Raw genomic sequence first — 21,543 nt, forward strand, 5'->3', positions numbered from 1 at the left:
ACGCATGGCATCCGAGGAAGAACTGTTCGCGAACATCGACGCGCTGCTGCAGGAGGAACCCCAGCTCCCGCCGCCCTCGGAACGTGCGCGCCTGCGCGAGGCCGCCGGGATCACGCAGGCCCGGCTCGCGGCCGCGTTGAAGACGACGACGCAGTCGGTCAAGAACTACGAGAACGGCCGCTCCGAGCCGAAGTCCCCGCGCCTGGAGGCGTATCAGCGGCTGCTGAACGGCTGGGCGGCGAAGTACCCCGCGCACGGCGGGACGCCCGCCGCCCCGTCGGCCCCGGGGCGGCACACGTCCTCGCGGACCACCTCGCCCCAGCCCGAGGCCCAGGCCCAGGCCCAGCTTCCGGCCCCGTCGCCGGCCGAGCCGACCGCCGAGCCGACCGCCGAGCCGTCGGCCGCCGCCCCGGCCCCCGCACCGGTCGCGTCCCCCGGGGCCGCCGCCTCCGAGCCGCCGGCCGCCGCGCCCCGCCGTACGCCGCCGGCGCCCCGCCCGGTCGTACGGAAGGCGACGCGACCGCCGCTGGACCCGCGCTTCCCGCACGGGCCGCTGGCCGTGCTGGACGGGGACGGTTCGGCGTACGGGGTGGACGGCATCGTGCTCGACTGCCCGGCGGAGTCCGTGGTGGAACTGGTGGAGTGGACGCTGCGCGAAGCGGGGCTCGGCGCGCCGAAACTGCACCGCCACGGCAAGGACGCCGACCCGCTGATCGTCCTCACCGCCTCGGCCGCCACCCGGCTCGGGCTGCCCGAACGCCTGGAGGACCGGCGGGGCCTGCGGCTGGAGGAGGACCACCCGGTCGTCAGGCAGATCCTCAAGGCGAAGTGGAAGCTCACCCAGCGCGGCTTCGGCCCCTGGGCGCGGATCTACCGCACGGCCCAGGGCGCCCAGCGGCAGTGCGTGCAACTGGCGGTGCTGCCCTGGGACGCGCTGGACGAACGCTCCTGGCCCGGCGTCAGCGCCATGGACCCCGCCGACATCGCCCGGGTCCTCGGCCTGTACGCCCAGCGGGTCACCACCCCGCGCGGCTCCACCGCCGTCTCGGGCCTTGAGTTGATGACCGAGCTGCGCCCGCCCACGCGCGCCGTGCGCGACGAGACGAGCGGCAACTGGGTCTCCGGCCACAACCCCGGCTCCCTGGGCACCGAACCGATGGACCCCGCCCCGCCGGAGGGCCAGCCCGAACACCCAGCGGTCTTCCACGCGAACTGGCAGGGCGGCTTCCTCCGCGAGGAGGCGTACCAGTGGGTGCGGCCCGTGGAACTGCTCAGCGACGAGGAGTGCCATCTGCCGTACGCCGTCGGCCTCGACCTGAACACCGCGTTCCTCGCCGCCGCCGCACGGCTCCCCGTGGGCCTGTCCGCCCCGGACCACTTCCACGCACCGGCGTTCTCCCCGAAGATCCCCGGCTCCTGGCTGGTCGACCTCTCCCACGTGGAGATCGACCCCCGCCTGCCCTCACCGTTCACCCCCACCGGCGAACGCCCGACGGGCCCCGCCTGGTACCAGACGCAGACCGTCGCGTACGCGCAGGAGCTCGGCTACAACGTCACGCCGCTGGAGGGGTATCTGCGCCGCGAGACGGGCGCCTACCTCGACCCGTGGCACGACCGCCTCAAGAACGCGTACGTCGACACGCTCGCCGACCTCGGCGTCACCAAGGACCTGGACGACGCCCGGTTCCTCGCGGCGATGGAACGGCACAAGGACATCGACCCGGCCCTCACCGCCGTACTCGCCGCGATCAAGGGCACGATCAAGGGCGGCATCGGCAAGCTGTTCCAGAACCCGCAGGGCAGGAACTACCGGCCCGGCGAGCCCTGGCCCGCCATGCAGCGCCCGACCTGGCGCCCGGACATCCGCGCCGCCGTCATCTCCAAGGCCCGGATCAGCATGCACCGCAAGCTCTACAAGATGGCCGACATGACCGGCCTCTACCCTCTCGCCGTGCTGTCCGACTGCGTCGTCTACCCCTCGCCGGGCGAGAGCCCCGTGGACTTCCTCCCGTACGCGGCCTCCGGCAAACCGCAGCCGGGCGGCTTCCGCCTCGGCCCGACCCCGGGACTGGCGAAACTGGAGGGCGTCCGCACCATGCTGTGGGCGGTCGACATGATGGAACAGGGCCACAACCCGGCCAGCCTCATCAAGGGCGGCAACGCCGTCCTCGACGACGGCGAATAGCCCGCCGCCCACCACCGAAGAAAGCCGACCAGCGTGCGAGAGATCGAGAACGCCATCGAGCGGGCCGACCAGGAGGGGTTCACCCGCGAACCCCCCAAGACCCTCCGCGGCCGCATCAACTTCCTGCTCCGCCGGCTCGGCAGCGCCAAGGCCGTGGCGGCCGAACTCGGCGTCACCGCCGACTCCGTCAACCGCTACCGCCGCGGCGCCCGGAAGAACCCCCCTCAGGACGTCGCCGCACGCATCGAGAACGCCGTCCGCGCCCGCTGGCAGCCCCAGGTGCGCAAGCGCCGCCGACGGCAGGCCGCCAGCACCGGCGGCATCACCGTCGAAACCCGCGCCTCCTTCGGCTACCGCGCCGCCACCGGCTCCACCGACGAACCCCGCTTCCGCCGCCTCACCGTCCACCTCCCCCCCAGCTACGCCCGCCGCCTCTTCGACGCCCGCGACCAGGGCGCCGCCGACCAGCACCTCCGCCAGATCGTCGCCGAGGGCCTCAAGGAGGTCTACTTCCAGGACGGCGGCCACCGCGCGGGCGACCTCCAGGAGGTCGAGCTGAAGGACATCGACTACCTGGATCTCGGGTACTGACCCCGGCCGCGGAGGTCGGCGCAGCCCGTCGGTGTTGAGCCGAAGCGCGATGGTTGTCACTGGGGCAGGTGTGTTGTCACTTCGTGCCGGTGCAACTTCTGCGGTGGATTGCCTCGGGTCGATCGAACTGACACCGGTCTGAGCCTGTCGAAGGCATCTGTGCGCCTTACCCGGCCGCCTCCCCGGCGGGCAGACTGCGCACATGCAGCTCCCCGCCGAAGCCGTTGCCGCCATCGTGCTGATCGAGGTCGTCCGGATCTCCGCCCTTCCCACTGAACGAGACGACCCGTACCCAGGCACGGTGGTCGCCCACTGGGCCGGGAGCGAAGCTGCCGCCGCCCTGGTCCTGATCGAGAGCCTGCCCGGCAGTGAACAGCACCGATGCGGCTTCTCGCCTGGCTGGAGCGTCCGGGCGTACGACGACTCCCTCGACCTGGCGCTGTTCGAGGCGGCGTTCTGCTTCACCTGCCACGAGGTCCGTATGCAGGGAAAGGCTGTGCCGCCCGCTCTGGCCACGCAGTTCTTCGACCCGGGCGCCCTGCCAGCCCGGTCCCTCTTGTCTCTCTTCCGCAAGGCAGCTCCATAGCCGACCGGGACGAGCGTCACGTCTCGGCCTGGTGACAGGAAGGTTGCCCATTGCGCGTCTGTGACAAGTCGGATGCCTCGCCTGTGACAACCAGGCTGCTTCGGCCGTTCCTGTTCACCAGCTCAGCCCGTCCCGCTGGTGACAATTACCGTGCTGCGGCTCAGATGTGACTGAGCGTTCCAGCCAGCCGCTGAGCGATGTACTTGGCCTGTTGAGTGCGGGAACCAGGACCGAGACCCGCCGCGCTTGCCCGCCTCGCCCGTTGCTGAGGCTGAGCTGGCGTTTGTCAGTAGCGGACCTCTGTGGCTTTGTACCCCTCGAGCCCTGCCGGGACCAGGGCCGGGACAAGGGAGTGCAGGTACCAGGCGAGGTCGGTAAATTCCGGCGCTGCTGGGATGCGGCGACGGTCGATGGTGGGCACGAAGGAGACGTCCGTGCGGCCGGGTAGGAACATGAGCATGCCGCCTGTACCCGCTTCCTGGTGGTAGACGTCGAGGGCCACCGCGTAGGGCAGGTTCTCCGGCGCGTCCAGCAGCGTTACTATCTCGCCGATGTCGTCGGGCGCGCTGTTGTACCAGTCGTGCATGTCGTCCGCATCGTTGAGCATGTACGAGACGCCCTCAGGCGGTACCACCGCGGACCAGCCCGCTCCGGTGAGCGCGTCCAGAACGGCCCGCACGGTGCTCGGGCACGTGAAAGTGAAATCGATGTCGGCATCTCTGGATCCCACGGGCCCTCCGAGCAGGGTGAGCGATGGCCCCGCATCTTCGCCTGTGGAGCGCAGGGCCGTCGATCCGTTTTCCCAGCCTGGTTCTCGGCTGCGCCCGAGCCCCCTGTCGTGTGTGTGAGCTGTGTCGCGATGCGCTCAACTGGCCAACCAAAGCGCTCAGTCACAGTCGACCCCCTTGTTAGGTACTTAGCTCATATGCTAAATACCTCACATGACAGATGCTCAGGAGGAAGCGGGGGCCTTCCGCGCCCTCGCCGATCCCACGCGGCGCCAGATCCTTGAAGACCTCAGAGGCGGTGAGCTCGCGGCGGGCGAGATCGCGAGCCGGTTCGCGATCAGCGCGCCGTCCATCTCACGGCATCTCGGCGTGCTCAAAGGAGCCGGACTGGTCACCGAGCGCCGGGACGGCAACCGGATCCTCTACACACTGGCCGAGGACCGCCTGGCCACCTCCATCGGCCGGTTCCTCAGCGCCGTCTGCCCCGAGCAGATCATCCTGCGCCACACCGCATGGCGCCCCGGATCGCAGAGCGAGGGATCATGAGACAGCCACGCCTGTCCAGCGTCGTCGAACGACGGCTTCTGGTGAACTACCGCGTCGCCCCGGACACCGCGGCACGTCTGCTTCCCCAGCCGCTGCGCCCGCAACTGGTGCACGGCCACGCGGTCGCGGGCATCTGCCTCCTGCGGCTGGGAAGCGTCCGGCCGGTCCGGGTCCCCAAGGCGTTCGGACTGCGCAGCGAGAACGCGGCGCACCGGATCGCCGTCGAATGGGACGGACCGGACGGCGTCGAGACCGGCGTCTACATCCCGCGCCGCGACACCGCCTCCCGGCTCAACGTCTGGGCCGGAGGCCGTGTCTTCCCCGGCGAGCACGGCCGCGCCGGTTTCGAGGTGCACGAGACACCCGGCCGGCTGCGTGTGGCCTTCGCGACGGGGGACGGCGACACCCGGGTGGACGTCACCGTCGAACCGTCCGACGAACTGCGGGGCAGCGAGCTCTTCGCCGATCTCTCCGAGGCCTCCCGCTTCTTCCGGGACGGGGCCAAGGGCTACTCGGCCACCCGCTCCGGCCGCCACCTGGACGGCATGGAACTGCGCACCGACGCCTGGCACGTGGAAGCCGCCCGGGTTCGCTCCGCCGCGTCGTCCTTCTTCGACGACCCGGACCGCTTCCCACCGGGGAGCGCGACCCTGGACTGCGCCCTGATCATGCGTGACGTCCCCGCCGACTGGCGCCCCCTCCCCACCATGGCCGCCGGCCGAGGCGCCTGACCCGCCCGGTGAAGCGCTCCGTCACACCCGCTCCGTCACACCCGCCCCGTTCCGCCGGCGGCGGAACACCGGCCGGACCGGGCTCGACGGTCACTACGGTCGGGTGCATGGCGACGATGACGACGCGCACGGTGACGTACCGGGCCGACGGGCTGACGATGACCGGGCACCTCGCGCTCCCGGCCGGCACCGGCCGCCGGCCCGCGGTGCTGATCGGGCCGGAGGGCATGGGGCTCAGCGACGTGGAGCGCCGCAGGGCCGACGCGCTTGCCGAACTGGGCTATGTGGCGCTGGCCTTCGACCTCCACGGCGGGCGCTATCTGGCTGACCCCGAGGAGATGCTGGCCCGCTGCCTGCCGCTGCTCGCCGATCCGGACCGGATGCGGGACATCGGCCGCGCGGCGCTCGACGCGGTGCGGGCCGAACCGCGGACCGACCCCGACCGGATCGCCGTCGTCGGATACGGCACCGGGGGCGCCGTCGGACTGGAACTCGGGCGGGACGGCGCCGCCCTGCGGGCGATCGGGACGGTCAACGCCCTGACGACGGGCCGGCCGGGGGAGGCGGCGCGCATCCGCTGCCCGGTGTGGGCCGGGGTCGGGTCGGAGGACCCGATCATGCCGCCCGCGCAGCGGGAGGCGTTCACCGCCGAGATGCGGGCCGCGGACGTCGACTGGCGGCTCACGGTCTACGGCGGCGCCCTGCACGCCTTCCACCACCCGACGGTCGACCACCCCACCGTTCCCGGCGTCGGCTACCACGCACGGCACGCGCGGCGCGCCTGGCGCGACATCCTCGACCTGCTCGCCGAGTGCCTGCCTGTGCCGGAGCCCGTGCCGGAGCCCGTGCCCGAGGCCGTGTCGGAGGTCTCCGGGGCATGACCCAGGAGCCTCCAGCGGGCCGGGAGGCATCGGACGCGATCGACGCCTCCCGGCCGCTGTCCGCACCGGACTCACACGGAACTGGGGGCCGCCTCACGGTCCGTCCGCGGCACGCTCCGCTTCTTCCCGTCGCCTGCCCCGCGGGCTCCGGCGGAGGGCAGCGCCACCAGCAGTACGGCCGCTCCGAGCAGGGCGATGCCCGCGATCCAGACGGCTCCGACGTGCATGGCGTGGATGAACGCGTGGTCGGCGACCTGGGCCAGTGCGGGCCGGTGGGCGGAGGCGGCGACGTGGCGGGCCTGTTCGGCGGAGACCAGGGCCTGCTCCCGTACTGGGCCGGGCACGCCCGTCAGTGAGGGCTCGACGGCCTGCCGGTAGGCGAGGGACATGACGGTGCCGCCCACCGCGAGGCCGATCACGCTGCCGGTCTGCCGCACGGTGTTGGTGACGGCCGAACCCGAACCGGCCTGTTCCAGCGGCAGGTTGCCGACCAGCGCGGCCGTGACGGGGCCGATCACGATGCCGACCGCGAACCCCTGGACCAGGAGCAGGACCTCGATCGCCACGAGGGGCGTCTCAAGCCCCAGGAACGCGTATCCGCCCATGCTCAGCGCGGCCGCGGCCATGGCCGGAACCACGACGGGACGCAGGGAGAAGCGGCGCACCAGACGTGTGGCGAGGGGCGCTCCGACGAGCGCACCGGCCGCGGTCGGGGCGTTGGCCAGTCCCGCCTTCATCGGCGAGAACCCGAGCGCCCCCTGGAGATAGAAGGCGTTGTAGAAGGTGACGGCGGCCACCGCGAAGAGCAGCAGTCCCAGCGCCGCGTTCCCGCCCCCGAACACGCGTCGGGCGAGCAGGCGCGGATCGAAGCCGGGAGCCCTGACCCGGAGTTCGACGACCACGAACACGGCCAGCAGCACCAGACCGGCGACGACCGGCACCCAGACGTCGGTACGCGTCCACGCGGACACCTGCCCCGCCCGGATCAGCCCGTAGGCCAGGGCCACGAGTCCGGCGGCCGACAGCAGCATTCCCGCCGGATCCAGCGGCCGCCGGGTCGGGCTGCGGAAATTCGGCACCAGTACGAGGAGTCCGACCAGCGCCACCACCGCGACCGGAACATTGATCAGGAAGACCGAACCCCACCAGAAACGATCGAGCAGGAATCCGGCCAGCACGGGACCGACCGCCATTCCGACACCCGCCGACGTCGAGAAGATCCCGATCGCCGCGGCGCGCGCCGGTCCGGTGAACGTCCACATGAGCAGAGCCATCGTGGCCGGCGTGATCAGCGCACTGCCCACGCCCATCACCGCCCGCGCCGCGATCAGCTGCCCCGCGTCGCCCGCGTACGCCGCCCACCACGAGGACCCGGCGAACACCAGCAGCCCGGCGGCGAACACGGTCCGGTGCCCGAACCGGTCGCCCAGCGCGCCCGCGGTGAACATCAGCGTCGCGAACGCCAGCGTGTACGCACCGGTCGCCCACTGCAGCTGACCGGGGTCCGCCCCCAGCCCGCGCCCGGGGTCGGCCAGCGTCTCCAGCGTCGTACTCAGAACCGTGTTGTCCAGCCAGATCAACAACGAACACACCATCAGCACGGCGAGGATCAGCCGCTGCCGGGACGTGGGCAATGCCGGGGACTCCGTCATGAATACCTTCGCATTCCGATCGACGAAAACGTGAACGGCTGGACCATAAACAAATTCCGGCGGCGCCGTCAAGGATTTAATTTCTCGTCAGAAACGTTGCGGGCGAAGATAATTCATGCCCTGCGCGCTATTTGCATTCCGCGTATTCATGTGCCCTCCGGAGTATTTGCATCCCAGAGGAATTCATGCCTCACGGACATGTGCGACCGGGCGGACGAAACCGGACCGGGGGCACGCGCCGGGGAGGCGGTGGCGCGTCAGTCGATGATCGGGCCGGCAGCCGACCAGCGCTGGCCGTCGGGCCGCTGGTATCCGGAGTCCAGCCGGATGCCGTTCGCGTCGACAACCACGTAATCGCCGACGATCTTGTATCCGTCGCCGTCCTCGTACAGCCAGACGGTGATGCAGCCCTTGGAGATGTAGGTGTCGAACCAGACGTCGACACCCGGTGCCTCGGAACGGACGGTGAGCTTCTCGCCCGGTTTCATCCAGAAGTCCTCGCAGTACGGTTCGAGGAAGAGGCAGAGCACGGTGTCCGTGTTGTTCTCGATCGGCATGCTGCTGCGGCCCACTGGTCCCCCCGGGATCGACGCCCCTCGGCCCGCGACACACTACGCACCGCCTCCACGGACGCGCCCCCGCGGAGGGCGTCACGGGGTGCCGTTCCCGGCCGGGGCGGCGCGCAGCCGTCGGCCGAGGGCGATGGTGTTTCGATAGGCGAAGCACTAGCGTCCATCCGGCGATTCCGATTCCGAAACGAACGCGACGGCGGCACCCGCAGAGCACCGCGGCGCCGGTCGGCCGCCCGCGTTCCACTGGAGGTTCCATGCCCAAGGGCTACTGGGTCAGCGTCTACCGCACCATCGCCGACCCCGAGAAACTGGCCGCCTACAACAAGCTGGCCCGCCTGGCCGTCGAAGCCGCGGGCGGCCGGACCCTCGTCCGGGGCGGTCCGGTCCAGGCGCATGACGCCGGGATCGCCGAACGCACCGTCCTGGTCGAGTTCGACAGCTTCGAGCAGGCCGTCGCGGCGCGCGAGAGCGCGGCCTACCAGGAGGCGCTGGCCGCCCTCTCCGACGGTGTCGAGCGCGACTTCCGCATCGTCGAAGGCATCGGCTGACCGACGTCCCGGCCGGAGGCCACGGCGGTTACGGGGTTACGGGGGGGGCGGCGCAGGCGTACGGCGCGACGGCCGGGACGGCACGGTTTGGCGGGCCGGGGCCGTCCCCTGCTACATTCCCGGAGGCCGTGCGAGACAACGAGGAGGTGGTACCCGTGAACACAGTATTGACATGGGTGCTCCCCTCCGGGGTCACGGTCGGACGATAGAACAGGTCGTCCGGGAGCGCCGTTCCAGTGCACTCCCGAAAGGCACGACCATGCGTTTCACTTCCGAGCAGCGTCTCGACGACGGTGTCCTCGAACGGGAATTCCTCCTCGGCGACATCCCCGGCATCCTCTGGACGCCCGAAGCCGCGTCCGCTTCCGACCCGGTACCCCTGATCCTCCTCGGCCACCCGACGCTCGGCCTCGGCCGGATGTATCCCCGGCTGCTCGACCGCGCCCGGTACTCCGCGGCGCAGGGCTTCGCCACGGCCACCATCGAACTCCCCGGGTGCGGCGTCCGGCCCGCCCTGCCCGCGCTCGACGCGGCCCGTGCCGACCTGCGCCGGGCCATGCAGGCCGGGGAGCCGGTCAGCGACGGGATGATCGACGCGCTCATCCTTCCCCTGGTCGACCAGGCCGTCCCGGAGTGGCGGTCCGCGCTGGACGCCTGCCTGGCACTGCCCGAGATCGGCGGTCCGGTCGCCTACTCGGGCGGGGTGATCTCCATCGGCATCCGCCTGGCGGTGGTCGAACCGCGCATCGTCGCCGCCGGACTGTTCGCGGGAAGCCTGGTGCCCCGCGTCATGTTCGACGAGGCCCGGAGAGTCACCATTCCGCTGCACGTCCTGCTCCAGTGGGACGACGAGGGCAACGACCGTCAGGCGTCCCTGGACCTGTTCGACGCCTTCGGCTCCGAGGAGAAGTCCCTGAACGCCAACATGGGCGGCCACACCGGAGTCCCGCAGCACGCCGGGGAGGCGGCGGCCCAGTTCTTCACCCGGCATCTGAGGCCGGCCGGCCCGTCCGCGCCGTAGCGCTCCCGGCCTTCGGCCCAGGGCCCTCGACGGCATCGCCCGGGGCGGTCCCGCCGTATTACGGCGTAATACGGCGGGACCGCGCTACGCCCCGGACACCGCTCCCTCCGCCTGTTCGGCCCTCATCCGCTTCGACTCCTCGATCTTGTAGTCGACGAGCAGTTCGGTGAGCTTGCGCCGGGCCGGTACGTCGAGCTGGGCGATGATGAGCGCGGTCAGGACGTGCGGATCGGCCGAGGGCAGAGGGGCGGACGCGGCGGCGGGGCGCGGTTCCCGGGCGGCGCCGGTCTTCCTGGCGCGGGCGGCCTTCAGACGCTGGAGATGGGCCTCCTGCTCCTCGGGCTTCTTCTTGCCGACCAGGCGCAGATTGGCGGCGGACTCCTCGCCCGACTGGAGCTTCTCCTTGAGGGCGGGCGTCAGGGTCAGCAGCGCGAGGCGCTGGGATACCCAGCCCTGGGAGCGGTGGAGCCGGGCCGCCAGGGCCTCCTGGGTGCCGTGGATGCTCAGCAGTTGTTCGAGGGCCCTGGCCTCGTCGAGGTGGTTGAGCTCCTGGCGGTGGATGTTGGCGACGAGCGCCGACTCCAGGATCTCGTCGGCGTTGCCGCCCAGGCTGTCGTCGAGCATCACCTTGATCCGGGTGAGGCCGGCGTCACGGGCCGCGGCGAGGCGGGAGTTGCCGTCGATGACGACGTACCGGGTGCCCTGCTCCAGATCGTCCTCGCGTCCGGGGTTGCCTTCGAGGTAGGCGAACCGGCCCATGATGCTGATGGCGGTCTTCTGCCCGTGGTCGCGCAGGCTGTTGCCGAGGTCGGTCAGGTCGCCGAGGTCGGAGCGCGGGTTGTCGGGGTTCAGGCTGATGACGTCGAGGGGCAGGTCGACCGGGGGCGGGGCGCCCTCCGTCGGGGCGGCGGTGACCTCGTTGATGGCGGCGCGGCGGGCGCTGATGGACCGGGTCTGGCCGAAGGAGGCCCCGGCGCCGAGCCGGGATGCCTTGCTCATGAGATCTCCCGGGCGAGGGCGCGCAGGCCGACGGCCTGGTCGCAGCGGGGCGAGTAGGCGAGCAGGGGCTGCTTCACGCGTACGGCCTCCTTCTGTTCCTTGAGGTCTCCGATGACCCCGACGACCCGGGGGTCCTTGATGTCCATCCACGAGCTGAGCGAGGAGGTGGCGATGTAGCCGCGGCGGGCGTCGTAGTGGTTGACGACGATGCCGAGGTAGTCGAGTTCGAGGTGCATGTCGGTACGGAGGTCCTCGATCTGCGAGGTGAGGAGCCCGTAGGCGTCGGCGGAGCTGTCCTCGGCCTGGACGACGACGAGGACGCCCGAGTTGCCCGGCGCCTCGCCCTGGCGCCGGCGGCCGTAGTACGCGGCGGCGTCCATGCTGAGCCCGAGGCTGGGCGGGCAGTCGATGATGACGGCGTCGTAGTCGCCCTCGATCGCGGACAGCGCCCGCTCCAGTGCGGCTTCGCGGGCCCGGACGCCCGACAGCTTCACATCGAGGAGGAAGGCGTCGGTACAGGCGGGCAGCAGATGGAGGCGGTCGCCGAACCGGGGGTCCTCGATCCGTACGACGAGGTCGGCGAGGCGGCCCATCGCCTCGCCGGCCATGTGCTTGGTGAGGCTGTCACCCTCCAGGGGCAGCGGCTGGTGGCCGAGCTGCTTGGTGAGGTGGCTCTGCGGGTCGAAGTCGACGAGGAGGACCCGCATGCCGAGTCCGGGAAGGTCCTCGTGGTCGGGGGAGGAGGGCTCGTCGTCCCCGGAGAGCGCGGCCGCGAAGTGCTTGGAGATGCGGACCGGGTGCAGCGCGTCGGCGTCCTCGGCCAGCGCTTCGCCGGTCCCGGCGGCGATCGCGGTCTTGCCGACCCCGCCCTTCTGGTTGCAGGTGATGATGCGCTTGGGGTGCTCGGGACGGACCGTGGTGGGCGCCGGGTTGGTCTCCAGCCACATGACGACGGACTGGGCGAGCCCCTGGATGAGCGACACCCCGCGCGCGGCGCAGTCCGCGCGGAACGCGTCCCACTGCCCGTCAGGGAGGAACGTGGCGAAGGACTTGGCCCCGGCCGTGTCGATGGGGGACAGGTTCGAACCGAGCCGCCGCCAGGCCTTGATGCCGGCCTCGACGGCGTGCTGGATGTCGATGTCGTACTGGGCGGCCCGGACCTTCAGATCCTGCTGCAGCACGGGGGGCAGCTTGGAGACGACCTTCTCGCGGTCGCCGGGGGAGGACGGAGTCATGGGAGTCAGCTTACTAACTCTCCACGCATGTCAATCCATCGAGGCGTTAGTTGTGACAGTCCTCAATCGGCCAGGGCCTCGGCGGCGGACCCGGTGACGGAACGACGCAACGGCTGAGGGCGGGCTATTACGTCGTAATAGCCCGCCCTCAGCCGTTGCGCTCCCCGGCGCCCCTCAGTTGGCGGCGTCCGCCGTCGCGGCCAGGCCGCGCTGGGAGCGGGGGGTCTTGTCCCCGACCCGCTTGGGCTCGATGGTGCTCGGGTCGACCGCCTCGCCGGGGGCACCCTCGTGGTACGGGCCGTCGGGGTCGGCGTCGCGGTCGTGGGGGAGCAGGAAGAAGACCCGGCGCAGATGGAGTCCGCTGTCGGGGTCGGCCTCGGTGTGGGCTTCCAGCTCGGTGTAGCCGACCATGCGCCCGTCCCGCTCGTAACGGGGCTTGCCGCGACGGCGGGTCGTCTTGTCGAGGGCCTGGCGCACGTAGTCGAGGTTGTCGGGGTTCTCCAGCCAGACCACGGCGCTCTCGTGGTGGAGGTCGCTCTCGTTCAGCAGCGAGCTCATGGCTGCAGCCCCTTTGTCGTTCGGCCGGCCGGGAGAGGGCCGGGGTGGGTGTGAGCACGTTCCCGGGTGGGGGCACCGTGTCCATGGTAGGCCGGGCCGGCGGGTGCCCGCCGGGTGCATGGGTCAGACATGGCCGGTCCTGGAGTCCTCGTCGGCGAGGAGCCCGAGGCCGGGGTAGTACTTCTTGCCGCTGGACTTCATCATGTCGGCGGGCGAGGCGAGGGACAGCTCCTGGCGGACCCGGGTCGCGAACGCACGGGCCGTCGCGGGCCGGATGCCCTCACCGGCACTGCACCAGCCGCAGTACGCCGCGTACAACAGGCCCTGCTCCACCCTCAGGTCCGGGGCGGCCGTGGTGCAGCACTCCGTGAGGAACCGGCCGATGTGGTCCTCGGTCGTGGCGTAGGCCGCCGTGGCCGTCCGGACGGTGGCGGGTCCGTCGAGCGGGTCGCGGGTGGCCAGATAGAGCTGGGCGCCCTCGATGAGCCACTGGAGAATGCCGGACCCCTCGCTCTGCACCAGCTCCTTGGCGAGGTTGTCGATCTTGCGTGCGGCGGGGACGACGCGCTCGAAGGGGATGAGCCGGATGCGGCGCCAGAAGGCGTGGCCGCCGGTGCCGACCTCGGGGCGGTGGTTGCCCAGCAGCCACAGCTTGTGCGTGGGGTTGAAGCTGAAGAAGTCCTGCCGCATCCGGCGGGCCATGATCCGGTCGCCGCCGGTCAGCAGCTTCACCCGCGACTCGTCGAACTTGTCGTTCGGCTTCAGCTCCGAACAGACGACGATGCGCCGCCCGTGCAGTTCCGTCAGCTCGGTGGAGTGCTCGGAGAACTTGCCCTTCTCCATCAGGAAGCCGGGCGGCGCCGCCTGCGCGTAGTCGCCGAGGATCTGCGTCATCACGTCCAGCAGCACGGACTTGCCGTTGGCACCGGTCCCGTACAGGAAGGGCAGCACCTGGGCTCCCACGTCCCCGGTGACGGAGTAGCCGAGCAGCAGGTGCAGGAAGTGGATGGTCTCCTCGCCCTTGGCGTCGTCGCCGAAGGTGTCGTGGAGGAAGCGGTGCCAGCGCGGGGTGGGCGTCGCCTCGGGAGCCACGCTGGTGGCCCGGGAGTGCATGTCGCCCTCGGGGTCGGGCTTGTGGAGCCGGCCGGTGTGCAGATCGACGACCCCGGCCGGGGTGCACAGCGCGTACGGGTCGCCGTCCAGGACATCGGGGTCGAGGGCGAGCGCGGGGGAGGCCTTGGCCTGGGTGAGCATGGCCTTGATGCCGGGCGTCGACATGGAACGGCGCCGGTGGGCGGCGAGTTCGCGGTCGCTGTACTGGCCGCTGGGGTCGGTCGCGGGCATCTGCTCGGCCAGGTCGCCCGCCGCCCAGACCGCGGCCTTCTCGCCGCCGGTGCGCTTCCAGCGGTACTGGTCCCAGTGGTACCAGCCCAGCCCCTCGACGTGGCGGAACTGGTCGCCGAACATGACCGCGAACAGCTTGGCGTTGCCCCGGTCGGTGAGAAGCGCGGGCAGCCGCCCGGACACCGGGGCGGGCTCGTTGACCACGGAGGCGTTCTGCTGCGCGGGCAGACCGGGCAGGCCCCCCTCCGCTTCGAGGGCGAGCATCTGCTGCGCGGCGGCCGTGGCGTCGAAGCGCGGGCTGCTCTCGGCGCTGCTCATGGGCGTCCTTCGAGAGGGAACGGGCGGGCTGCCCCGGCGGACAGGGCGGAGGCGATGACGGTCAGGCTGTGCCGGCTGCGGTGCGGGCGCGCGGCGTCGGCGGCAGCGGCGAGCAGGGCCCGCGCCTCGGAATCGGAGAGGTGCCCGGAGGCGACCAGCCCTCCCGCGGTGTACGCGGCCCGGTTCAGCTTCTCCGTGAACGCCGTCCCCTCGGCTGCCGACGCGCAGCCCGCGACCGCCCCGAGAAGGGGCTCCAGCAGCCTCTGGGCGCGCTGGGAGCCCTTGGAGGCGGTCTGGGGTCGGGAGCGGGGTGCGGGGAGCTGGGACGGGCTCTGACGGGGCGTATGGCCGGTGCGCCGGAGTTCGGCGGCCAGCCAGTCGGGCAGCGGGGCCGGGAAGCGGGCCGGGCCGACCGGGGTGTACGTACCCGCCGGTGTGCGGGTCGCCGGGGTGACGATGTAGCCGCCGGCCGCGCGGACGTCGACCTGCCAGGCGAGGGCGACCTTCGGGCTGGAGCCGACCGACGACCGGTAGCCCGGCCCGCCGGGGTCCGTGCGGTACCAGACGTGGAGGCCTCCGGAGGGCGTACGGACCCGCAGGGTCGACGCGTCGTCCGCCGGACTCGGCCGCCCGCGCAGCGCCGCGAGGAGGGCCAGGGTGTCGAAGCCGGAGGCCAGCCCGGCCAGGTCGACGCTGTCGTGGATGGGAATGCCCGGCAGCAGCCGGTCGCGGTGCGGCACTTCGGCGCTGTGGGCATCGACGTCCAGGACCACGAGACCGGCCGGGCCGCACGAGACCCCGACGCCCAGCGCGGGATTGACCCCCCACCAGGCCGCCAGCCGTTCCGGGTCGGTGGTCGCCGCGTGGAAGCCGTGGCACCACCGGCCGGCCGGGAGGCACGGGCAGTCCTGCGGGCGGTGCGGTTCCTGGCGGCAGGCCGGGCAGTTGCCCGCGGGCGTCTTGCGCCCGGCGGCCAGCGGGTGGACGGGCCAGCCGTTGCCCGCGCACCAACGGGCCATGTCGAAGGGACTCGTGGCTCCCGCTGCACGCGGGCCACTGGTCTCGCTTTGACGCGGCACGCTGATCGTCCTTGCCGAGGGCCAACAGGTTGTTCGGTCCCTGCCAGTCTCTGGAAGAAAGGCGCAGGTCACGGCAGTTCGGCTGCCGGGCAGAGGGACTGAAGGGACTGAGTTTTCCAATCGGGTCAGAGCCTACAACAGCAGTCTCCGGGAGGGAGGGAGTGTTTCCTCCGCGAGTCCCTTCAGTCCCTCCCGTACCCAGTGCTACGCGAACGCGGCGGCACCCGCATCACTCTCAAGGGGGATCCGGGCCGGGCGTGTCGGCGACACGCGCCGAATCCGGCGGCCGGGGGGACCGACGGGAGGGACTGAACGGAGAACGGAGGGACTGGACCGTTTCGGTCCCTCTTCGGTCCCTCCGGTAAAAGCCCAGCTCAGAGCGTTTTGGCCCCAAAACCGAGGGACTGAAGGGACTGAGAGTCCGTAGTTATGAACGGCTCAGAGAAACGAGGGGTAAATACATACGTATAAGGGGGGTTTGTCACGCGCGTACGCATACACACGCACCCGTAATCGCTAGAACAGGGAAGTTGAGTCCCTTCAGTCCCTTCGGACCCTCCCTCTTGACCAGTGCACCTCTCTGACCTGCGGTTTTGTCGGAGGGACTGAAGAGGGACCGAAACGCCGCCTTCGGTCCCCGTTCTTCAGTCCCTCCGGTGGGGCGCCACCCCGAGGGTGCCCGGTGGATGAGTCGGCACGGTTACATGTTCGATCCCTCTTCAGGTGTTCGATGATGAGCGGATGCCGCGACCGGGTCCTTCTCCCGGGCCACGGCGGTCGCGGAGAGGAGCGTTCCGGTTGCGAGGGCGCCCCATAGGACCGCCGGACCCCGGGGTGCGAGTGCGGTGATGACGGCCGGTGACACGGCGAGGCCGAACCCCGTGGACAGCTGGAAACGGGCGAGCGCGCGGCCCAGGATCCGCTCGGGGGCGAGAACGGTCACGAGGGCGGTCGCGCTCCCCGCGTACAGGATCTCGCCGAGCGTGCAGACCACGGACACCGCCGCGACGGCGGGGACGGCCCAGCCGGAGCCGAGCGAGGCCGCGACGAGGAAGCCCAGGTACGAGACCGTCAGCACCGTGCCGGAGAAGGCCAGCACGGTCCGGCGGGGGAAGCGGCCCATCAGGACGGTGAGCGGTACCTGGAGCGTGACGACGAGCACCGTGTTGGCCACGAACACGGCGGCGGGCCAGGCCGAGGAGGCGTGCAACTGGGTCACCAGGACGAGAGGGAGGGCGATCTCGGGCACGTTGAGGCAGAACACGTACATCACGTTGGCGGCGAGCAGGGCGCCCATCCGGGGCGGAGGTGTTGCCCCGGCCACCTCCGCCTGGGCAACACCCGCCGGGCGGGCCCGCACACGGACCGACCGGGCGAGCGCGGCCGCAGCGAGGTAGGCGAGCGCGGTGGCGCCCGCCATGGCCCGCAGTGCGGTGGCCCCGCCCGCCAGGCAGACGGTGGCCAGGAGCGCCCCGACCCCCAGGGCCGCGTTGCGCAGGGCCCGTCCGGCCGCGAGGGCGTTGTCGCGTTCCCGGCCGTGGGCGAGGGTGGCGACGAGCGCGGCGTGGGCGGCCGGCCAGGCCTGGTTGCCGATGCCGAGGAACAGCGCGGCAACCGCGAAGAACCAGACCTGGCCGGAGGGCGCGGCCAGCAGCAGGACGGCGCCGAGCACCCGTACGAGCATCGAGGCGGCCACCACCGAACTGCGGGCACCGCGGTCCAGCCAGCGGCCGACGGCGGGCATGCAGGCCAGTCCGGCGACGATGCCCGCGGTCATGGCGAGCCCGGTGACCGGCGCGGACAGGTCCAGCACGGTGATGCCGTACAGCAGCAGGAAGGGCCGCAGCAGACCGCTCCCGAGGGCGTCGACGGCCAGGGCGACGGCATAGCGGGGGCCTCCCGAGGCGCGGACGAGCGAGCGTGGCCGGAAAACGGCGGTGGTGGACGTCATGGAGTCAGACGGTGCGCCCGGGGCGGACGTCCGGCGGCGTCGGTTGACTATGTGCGTCAACCGACGCCGCACACCGGTCCCCCGGGTCGTGATGATGGGGGGATGACGCTGAGGATCGACATCAGCGGTCTGCCGTCCGAGCGTGTGCGGTTCGCCGCGTCCCCGCTGGCCGAACTGACCGCGATGCTCCATGTGCTGGCCGAGCCGGTCCACCACCCGCACTACGCGCGATGGGCGGCGGACACCTGGGCCGGGCTGCGCCCGGAACTGGCCGAGCGGCTGCGGGAGGCGGAGTTCCTGTGGCGGTCCTCGCAGGCCGACTTCCTGATCCCCGCGCGGCCCCGGAGGACGCTCGCCGAGGAACTGGACGAGGTGGACCGGCTCGACGACGAGACGTACGTGAGGGCAGCCCTCGTCACCACGTGCGGCAGCAACCGGGTCCACTTCACAGGATCCTCGCCCCTGACCGACGCGGCGGCGCGTCAGAAGGCCCTGGAGGTGGCCCAGGCCCGCGGCGGTCTCCAGGAGGCGTTCGCGGAACGGCTGCTCACCGATCCGGCGGCGGTCCGGGCCAGGGTCCGGGAGACCCTTGAGGCGTGCGGGGAGGCGTTCTTCGACGAGGCGTGGGCGGGCGTGGCGCAACGGATCGCGGCCGATCTGCGCCTGAAGAACGAACTGCTGAGGCGGCAGGGTCCGGCAGCGGCGCTGGCCTCGGTCTCCGGAGCGGTCGCCCTGGCACCGGACGGCGACCACATCGTGGTGGACAAGGTCCAGGACAAGGCGACCGCGGCCCGCGGTGCGGCGGTCACGTTCATACCCAGCGTCTTCGGCCGCCCCCATCTGGTGGCCGTGCACACGCCGGGGTGGCATCCGGTGCTGCAGTACCCGGTGGCGGAGGCCCCGGCCGGTCCGGTGTCCCTGGAGACCGTCACCCTGCGGCTGGAGGCGCTGGCCCATCCGGTGCGGCTGCGGCTGCTGCGCACGCTCGCCCGGGGCCCGCACACCAACGGTGAACTGGCCCATTTCTGGGAGCTCTCACCGCCGGAGGTTTCCCGGCACCTCGCCGTTCTGCGCCGGGCGGGTCTGCTGACGGCGCAGCGGCGCGGCCGCTATGTGCGCTACTCCCTGAACCTGTCCGACCTGTCGGCGCTGGGTACGGATCTGCTGGCGGCGGTGCTGCGCTGAGCTGGGGCGCGGGCGGGCCGCCTGCTCTCAGGGCTTCGGGTGCGAGGCGCGGAGCCCGGCGGGCCGCGCCTCCGGGACCCGGGTGCGCGTAACGGCCCACAACAGGAGGCCCAGGCCGCTGAACGCGGCCCCCAGGACGCAGACGGCGCCCCAGCCGGCGGCGGCGTAGAGCGAGGTCGAGGCCAGGGCGCCGAGGGCGCTGCCCGCGGAGTAGAAGATCATGTAGCCGCCGATGAGGCGGCTGCCCGCGTCGGGGTGCACCTGGTAGATGACGGTCTGGTTGGTGACGTGGACGGCCTGTACGGCGAGGTCGAGCAGGACCACTCCGGCGGCCAGGGCCCAGAGCGAGCCCGGGGTGAGGGACAGCGGCAGCCAGGAGGCGGTGAGCAGCGCGAGGGCCGTGCCGGTGGTCCGCGATGAGTGTCCGCGGTCGTTGAGCCGTCCCGCCACCGAGGCGGCCAGCGCGCCCGCCACGCCGATCAGCCCGAGGGCGCCGATGGCCGTGTGGGACAAGGAGTACGGGGGCCGGCTCAGAGGCAGGGCGACGCTACTCCACAAGGTGCTGAAGGCGGCGAAGACGAGCAGGCCGAACAGCGCCCGCAGACGCAGCAGCCGTTCACGGGCGAAGAGGGTGACGGTGGAGCGCAGGAGCTGCCCGTAGCGCAGGGCGGCGGGCCGGTCCGTGGTGTGCGGGGGCAGGACGCGGTGCAGCACCAGGGCGAGCAGCGCGGTCAGCAGGGCCGAGGCGAGGTAGACGGAGCGCCAGTCGGCGAGATCGGCCAGGAGACCGGAGACGGTGCGGGCGAGCAGGATGCCGGTGACGATGCCGCTGGTGACCAGTCCGACGACGCGTCCGCGGTCCCCGGGGCGGGCCAGTGAGGCGGCGAACGCGACCAGCGATTGCGTGACGACCGCGAACAGCCCCGTCGCGGCCATGGCGGCCAGCAGGACCGCTGCCGTCCCCGCGGCGGCCACCGCGATCAGCGCGCCCGTGAGGAGCAGCAGTTGGGCGACGACGAGTTTCCTGCGGTCGGCGGTGTCGCCGAGCGGGACGAGGAGGAAGAGCCCGAGCCCGTACCCGATCTGGGTGAGGGTCACGACGCTGCCGACCAGTCCCGGGCTCATGGAGAGGTCGTGGCCCATGGTGACCAGGAGCGGCTGCGAGAAGTAGACGTTGGCCACGGCCGCCCCGGAAGCGACGGCGAACAGCACCGTGACCTTGCGGGTGAGGACGAACCCCGATCCGTACCCCTGTCTGCTCCCGCTCCCGCTCGCGCCGTCGCCGTCGTCGCCCTCGTGCGTGGTTCCGTTCCCGGATCGGCGGTCCGTGGTCCCGTTCTGACAGGACATCGGCACCCCACTCCTTCTGGTTGCATCTTGCTACTACTCCTGATGGCAGGACGGTAGCCGTGTTGGTAGCATGTTGCAACCAGAATGGGTGCGGGGATGTGCGGGAGGAACCATGGTGACCAGGACGCGTCTCGACGACAGCGAATGCCCTGTCGCGCGGTCGGTGGACGCGATCGGTGACTGGTGGTCCCTGCTCATCGTCCGCGACGCCTTCGACGGCAGCAGGCGCTTCGGGGACTTCCAGCGCAGCCTCGGCGTGGCCAAGAACATCCTCACGGCCAGGCTGCGTTCCCTGGTGGCCGGCGGGATCCTGGAATCGGTGCCCGCCGAGGACGGCAGCGCCTATCGCGCGTACGTGCTCACCCCGAAGGGCCGCGCCCTGTTCCCCGTCATCGTGGCGCTGCGGCAGTGGGGCGAGGGGAACTTCTTCGCGCCCGAGGAGCCCCATTCGCGACTGCTCGACCGCCGCCTCGGCAGGCCCCTGCGCCCCCTGGAGGTCCTGGACTCCGAGGGCCGTCCCGTCGGCCCGGACGAGACGGTCGTCGAGAAGGTGTCCGCGCCGTGACAGGGCCGGGGTCGTGTTCGCCGGCTCCTCGTCCTCGCTGAGGGAAAGTACTTGACGCTATGGAAAGAGAGTGGGTACTTTCCATAGCGTCAAGTACTTCACGAGGAAGCAGGTGCGACTGATGGACACGCCTCCGAACGCCGCCGACGCGCTGGCCGAGATCGACCGGGTCCAGCGCAAGGCCTATGCCGGCCAGCGGCTTCCGCTCTGGTACCTGCCGGGTGTCATCGTGCTCGGGACGACGGCGGGGATCGCCTCGGACCAGGACGGCACGGCCCAGGCGGTGCTCACCTCGGCGGCGGTCGTGGGCCTGGCCGTGCTCACCGGCACGCTCGCCGCCAGAACCCGCGTCAGATGGCGGGCCCGCACCTGGACCGTGGGCGCCGGGGTCCGGATGCTTCTGTGGATGGCCTCGATCTGCGTGGTCTGGGGGATCGTTCCGCCCGCCGTCGGCACGCTCACCGGTTCCGAGGTCTGGCAGAAGGCCGTCGCGGGCGTCGTCGCCGCCCTCTACGCGGCCGCCACCACCCGCTGGGCCGAGGACCAGGTCGCCGCCCACGCGGCAGGGGCGGTGGTCCGGTGAACCTCGATCCGGTGATCCACGCCCCCGCCCGCCTCCAGATCGTCTCCCTGCTCGCCGCCGCGACCGAGGCCGAGTTCGGCTTCGTCCGCGACAGTCTGGAGATCAGCGACTCGGTCCTGTCCAAGCACGCCGCCGCCCTGGAGAAGGCCGGCTACGTCGAGATCCGCAAGGGATACGTGGGCAAACGCCCCCGCACCTGGCTCAAGCTCAGCCCCGAGGGCCGCCGGGCCTTCACCGCGTACGTCGACACCCTCCGAAGCATCGTCGGCAGCCCTCTGACGGAGCATCCGCAGGGCAAGTGACCGTCCGGGAACGGCATTCCCGCACGTGGAAGC

At 71.5% G+C, this 21,543-nt stretch carries 22 protein-coding genes; 12 read left to right on the forward strand and 10 right to left on the reverse strand.

What is annotated here, in order from left to right; translation table 11 throughout:
• Positions 1–4: 4 nt before the first annotated feature.
• From tap to ACZ4FH_RS29635, 3 genes are all read left to right on the forward strand, one after another.
• Positions 5–2,185: a telomere-associated protein Tap gene (gene tap / locus ACZ4FH_RS29625; RefSeq protein WP_467308725.1), complete on the forward strand. Its 2,181-nt coding sequence runs from the start codon at positions 5–7 to the stop codon at positions 2,183–2,185.
• Between the two features lie 33 nt (positions 2,186–2,218).
• Positions 2,219–2,776: a telomere-protecting terminal protein Tpg gene (gene tpg / locus ACZ4FH_RS29630; protein ID WP_467308726.1), complete on the forward strand. Its 558-nt coding sequence runs from the start codon at positions 2,219–2,221 to the stop codon at positions 2,774–2,776.
• A gap of 202 nt (positions 2,777–2,978) precedes the next feature.
• On the forward strand, positions 2,979–3,362 hold the full coding sequence (locus ACZ4FH_RS29635) for a hypothetical protein (RefSeq protein ID WP_467308727.1): 384 nt from the start codon (positions 2,979–2,981) through the stop codon (positions 3,360–3,362).
• Positions 3,363–3,648: 286 nt separating this feature from the next.
• On the opposite strand, the gene ACZ4FH_RS29640 is transcribed toward ACZ4FH_RS29635, so the two are convergent.
• Complete coding sequence (locus ACZ4FH_RS29640; RefSeq protein WP_467308728.1) at positions 3,649–4,092, reverse strand: hypothetical protein; 444 nt, start codon at positions 4,090–4,092, stop codon at positions 3,649–3,651.
• Positions 4,093–4,303: 211 nt separating this feature from the next.
• On the opposite strand from ACZ4FH_RS29640, the gene ACZ4FH_RS29645 reads away from it, so the two are divergent.
• From ACZ4FH_RS29645 to ACZ4FH_RS29655, 3 genes are all read left to right on the forward strand, one after another.
• The gene (locus ACZ4FH_RS29645) at positions 4,304–4,636 is read left to right on the forward strand and encodes a metalloregulator ArsR/SmtB family transcription factor (RefSeq protein ID WP_467308730.1); all 333 of its coding nucleotides are present in this window, start codon (positions 4,304–4,306) and stop codon (positions 4,634–4,636) included.
• On the forward strand, positions 4,633–5,367 hold the full coding sequence (locus tag ACZ4FH_RS29650; protein ID WP_467308731.1) for a DUF2071 domain-containing protein: 735 nt from the start codon (positions 4,633–4,635) through the stop codon (positions 5,365–5,367). Before ACZ4FH_RS29645 ends, ACZ4FH_RS29650 begins: the two co-directional genes overlap by 4 nt.
• Positions 5,368–5,474: 107 nt before the next feature.
• Positions 5,475–6,248, forward strand: coding sequence for a dienelactone hydrolase family protein (locus tag ACZ4FH_RS29655; protein ID WP_467308732.1), 774 nt, complete (start codon positions 5,475–5,477; stop codon positions 6,246–6,248).
• Positions 6,249–6,319: 71 nt separating this feature from the next.
• On the opposite strand, the gene ACZ4FH_RS29660 is transcribed toward ACZ4FH_RS29655, so the two are convergent.
• Together ACZ4FH_RS29660 and ACZ4FH_RS29665 are read right to left on the reverse strand one after the other, a co-directional pair.
• Complete coding sequence (locus ACZ4FH_RS29660) at positions 6,320–7,900, reverse strand: MFS transporter (protein ID WP_467308733.1); 1,581 nt, start codon at positions 7,898–7,900, stop codon at positions 6,320–6,322.
• 257 nt (positions 7,901–8,157) lie between these two features.
• Positions 8,158–8,457 (reverse strand): hypothetical protein, encoded by a 300-nt coding sequence (locus ACZ4FH_RS29665; RefSeq protein WP_467308734.1) that lies wholly within the window; start codon positions 8,455–8,457, stop codon positions 8,158–8,160.
• Positions 8,458–8,726: 269 nt separating this feature from the next.
• Between ACZ4FH_RS29665 and ACZ4FH_RS29670 the strand changes: the two genes are divergently transcribed.
• On the forward strand, positions 8,727–9,020 hold the full coding sequence (locus ACZ4FH_RS29670) for a DUF1330 domain-containing protein (protein WP_467308736.1): 294 nt from the start codon (positions 8,727–8,729) through the stop codon (positions 9,018–9,020).
• A gap of 259 nt (positions 9,021–9,279) precedes the next feature.
• Entirely contained in the window at positions 9,280–10,041 is a 762-nt protein-coding gene (locus ACZ4FH_RS29675; RefSeq protein WP_467308737.1) for an alpha/beta fold hydrolase, read from the forward strand.
• 84 nt (positions 10,042–10,125) lie between these two features.
• Here ACZ4FH_RS29675 and ACZ4FH_RS29680 read toward each other — a convergent pair whose 3' ends face one another.
• The 6 genes from ACZ4FH_RS29680 to ACZ4FH_RS29705 form a co-directional block, all read right to left on the reverse strand.
• Positions 10,126–11,040: a ParB/RepB/Spo0J family partition protein gene (locus ACZ4FH_RS29680; RefSeq protein WP_467308738.1), complete on the reverse strand. Its 915-nt coding sequence runs from the start codon at positions 11,038–11,040 to the stop codon at positions 10,126–10,128.
• Positions 11,037–12,275, reverse strand: coding sequence for a ParA family protein (locus tag ACZ4FH_RS29685; RefSeq protein ID WP_467308739.1), 1,239 nt, complete (start codon positions 12,273–12,275; stop codon positions 11,037–11,039). Before ACZ4FH_RS29685 ends, ACZ4FH_RS29680 begins: the two co-directional genes overlap by 4 nt.
• Positions 12,276–12,449: 174 nt before the next feature.
• On the reverse strand, positions 12,450–12,833 hold the full coding sequence (locus ACZ4FH_RS29690; RefSeq protein ID WP_385110537.1) for a DUF6009 family protein: 384 nt from the start codon (positions 12,831–12,833) through the stop codon (positions 12,450–12,452).
• A gap of 123 nt (positions 12,834–12,956) precedes the next feature.
• A complete protein-coding gene (locus tag ACZ4FH_RS29695; RefSeq protein WP_467308741.1) occupies positions 12,957–14,495 on the reverse strand; it encodes a DNA primase family protein in 1,539 nt (512 codons plus the stop codon).
• The gene (locus ACZ4FH_RS29700) at positions 14,492–15,514 is read right to left on the reverse strand and encodes a bifunctional DNA primase/polymerase (protein ID WP_467308742.1); all 1,023 of its coding nucleotides are present in this window, start codon (positions 15,512–15,514) and stop codon (positions 14,492–14,494) included. The genes ACZ4FH_RS29695 and ACZ4FH_RS29700 overlap by 4 nt, the downstream gene beginning before the upstream one ends.
• Before the next feature lie 760 nt (positions 15,515–16,274).
• Positions 16,275–17,525: an MFS transporter gene (locus ACZ4FH_RS29705; protein WP_467308744.1), complete on the reverse strand. Its 1,251-nt coding sequence runs from the start codon at positions 17,523–17,525 to the stop codon at positions 16,275–16,277.
• A 102-nt stretch (positions 17,526–17,627) separates the two neighbouring features.
• On the opposite strand from ACZ4FH_RS29705, the gene ACZ4FH_RS29710 reads away from it, so the two are divergent.
• Positions 17,628–18,710, forward strand: a complete 1,083-nt coding sequence (locus tag ACZ4FH_RS29710) for a DUF5937 family protein (RefSeq protein WP_467308745.1) — start codon at positions 17,628–17,630, stop codon at positions 18,708–18,710.
• Between the two features lie 27 nt (positions 18,711–18,737).
• Here ACZ4FH_RS29710 and ACZ4FH_RS29715 read toward each other — a convergent pair whose 3' ends face one another.
• Positions 18,738–20,060 carry an MFS transporter gene (locus ACZ4FH_RS29715; RefSeq protein ID WP_467308746.1) on the reverse strand — a complete coding sequence of 441 codons (1,323 nt, stop codon included), beginning with the start codon at positions 20,058–20,060 and terminating at the stop codon, positions 18,738–18,740.
• Between the two features lie 112 nt (positions 20,061–20,172).
• Between ACZ4FH_RS29715 and ACZ4FH_RS29720 the strand changes: the two genes are divergently transcribed.
• The 3 genes from ACZ4FH_RS29720 (at position 20,173) to ACZ4FH_RS29730 (ending at position 21,510) form a co-directional block, all read left to right on the forward strand.
• A complete protein-coding gene (locus tag ACZ4FH_RS29720; protein ID WP_467308747.1) occupies positions 20,173–20,625 on the forward strand; it encodes a winged helix-turn-helix transcriptional regulator in 453 nt (150 codons plus the stop codon).
• Positions 20,626–20,746: 121 nt separating this feature from the next.
• Positions 20,747–21,208 carry a hypothetical protein gene (locus tag ACZ4FH_RS29725; protein WP_467308748.1) on the forward strand — a complete coding sequence of 154 codons (462 nt, stop codon included), beginning with the start codon at positions 20,747–20,749 and terminating at the stop codon, positions 21,206–21,208.
• The gene (locus ACZ4FH_RS29730; RefSeq protein WP_467308750.1) at positions 21,205–21,510 is read left to right on the forward strand and encodes a winged helix-turn-helix domain-containing protein; all 306 of its coding nucleotides are present in this window, start codon (positions 21,205–21,207) and stop codon (positions 21,508–21,510) included. The genes ACZ4FH_RS29725 and ACZ4FH_RS29730 overlap by 4 nt, the downstream gene beginning before the upstream one ends.
• The last annotated feature ends 33 nt before the right edge of the window (positions 21,511–21,543 follow it).

Source organism: Streptomyces sp. NPDC024555 (assembly GCF_055559335.1).

Bases quoted from the DNA above. Each gene is read 5' to 3' on its own strand.
- ACZ4FH_RS29650 (WP_467308731.1), top strand. From the start codon at position 4,633: ATGAGACAGCCACGCCTGTCCAGCGTCGTCGAACGACGGCTTCTGGTG.
- ACZ4FH_RS29665 (WP_467308734.1), bottom strand. From the start codon at position 8,457: ATGCCGATCGAGAACAACACGGACACCGTGCTCTGCCTCTTCCTCGAA.
- ACZ4FH_RS29720 (WP_467308747.1), top strand. From the start codon at position 20,173: ATGGTGACCAGGACGCGTCTCGACGACAGCGAATGCCCTGTCGCGCGG.
- ACZ4FH_RS29715 (WP_467308746.1), bottom strand. From the start codon at position 20,060: ATGTCCTGTCAGAACGGGACCACGGACCGCCGATCCGGGAACGGAACC.
- ACZ4FH_RS29690 (WP_385110537.1), bottom strand. From the start codon at position 12,833: ATGAGCTCGCTGCTGAACGAGAGCGACCTCCACCACGAGAGCGCCGTG.
- ACZ4FH_RS29710 (WP_467308745.1), top strand. From the start codon at position 17,628: ATGACGCTGAGGATCGACATCAGCGGTCTGCCGTCCGAGCGTGTGCGG.
- ACZ4FH_RS29685 (WP_467308739.1), bottom strand. From the start codon at position 12,275: ATGACTCCGTCCTCCCCCGGCGACCGCGAGAAGGTCGTCTCCAAGCTG.
- ACZ4FH_RS29660 (WP_467308733.1), bottom strand. From the start codon at position 7,900: ATGACGGAGTCCCCGGCATTGCCCACGTCCCGGCAGCGGCTGATCCTC.
- ACZ4FH_RS29655 (WP_467308732.1), top strand. From the start codon at position 5,475: ATGGCGACGATGACGACGCGCACGGTGACGTACCGGGCCGACGGGCTG.
- ACZ4FH_RS29695 (WP_467308741.1), bottom strand. From the start codon at position 14,495: ATGAGCAGCGCCGAGAGCAGCCCGCGCTTCGACGCCACGGCCGCCGCG.
- tap (WP_467308725.1), top strand. From the start codon at position 5: ATGGCATCCGAGGAAGAACTGTTCGCGAACATCGACGCGCTGCTGCAG.
- ACZ4FH_RS29705 (WP_467308744.1), bottom strand. From the start codon at position 17,525: ATGACGTCCACCACCGCCGTTTTCCGGCCACGCTCGCTCGTCCGCGCC.
- ACZ4FH_RS29675 (WP_467308737.1), top strand. From the start codon at position 9,280: ATGCGTTTCACTTCCGAGCAGCGTCTCGACGACGGTGTCCTCGAACGG.
- ACZ4FH_RS29700 (WP_467308742.1), bottom strand. From the start codon at position 15,514: ATGGCCCGTTGGTGCGCGGGCAACGGCTGGCCCGTCCACCCGCTGGCC.
- ACZ4FH_RS29725 (WP_467308748.1), top strand. From the start codon at position 20,747: ATGGACACGCCTCCGAACGCCGCCGACGCGCTGGCCGAGATCGACCGG.
- ACZ4FH_RS29645 (WP_467308730.1), top strand. From the start codon at position 4,304: ATGACAGATGCTCAGGAGGAAGCGGGGGCCTTCCGCGCCCTCGCCGAT.
- ACZ4FH_RS29670 (WP_467308736.1), top strand. From the start codon at position 8,727: ATGCCCAAGGGCTACTGGGTCAGCGTCTACCGCACCATCGCCGACCCC.
- ACZ4FH_RS29680 (WP_467308738.1), bottom strand. From the start codon at position 11,040: ATGAGCAAGGCATCCCGGCTCGGCGCCGGGGCCTCCTTCGGCCAGACC.
- ACZ4FH_RS29635 (WP_467308727.1), top strand. From the start codon at position 2,979: ATGCAGCTCCCCGCCGAAGCCGTTGCCGCCATCGTGCTGATCGAGGTC.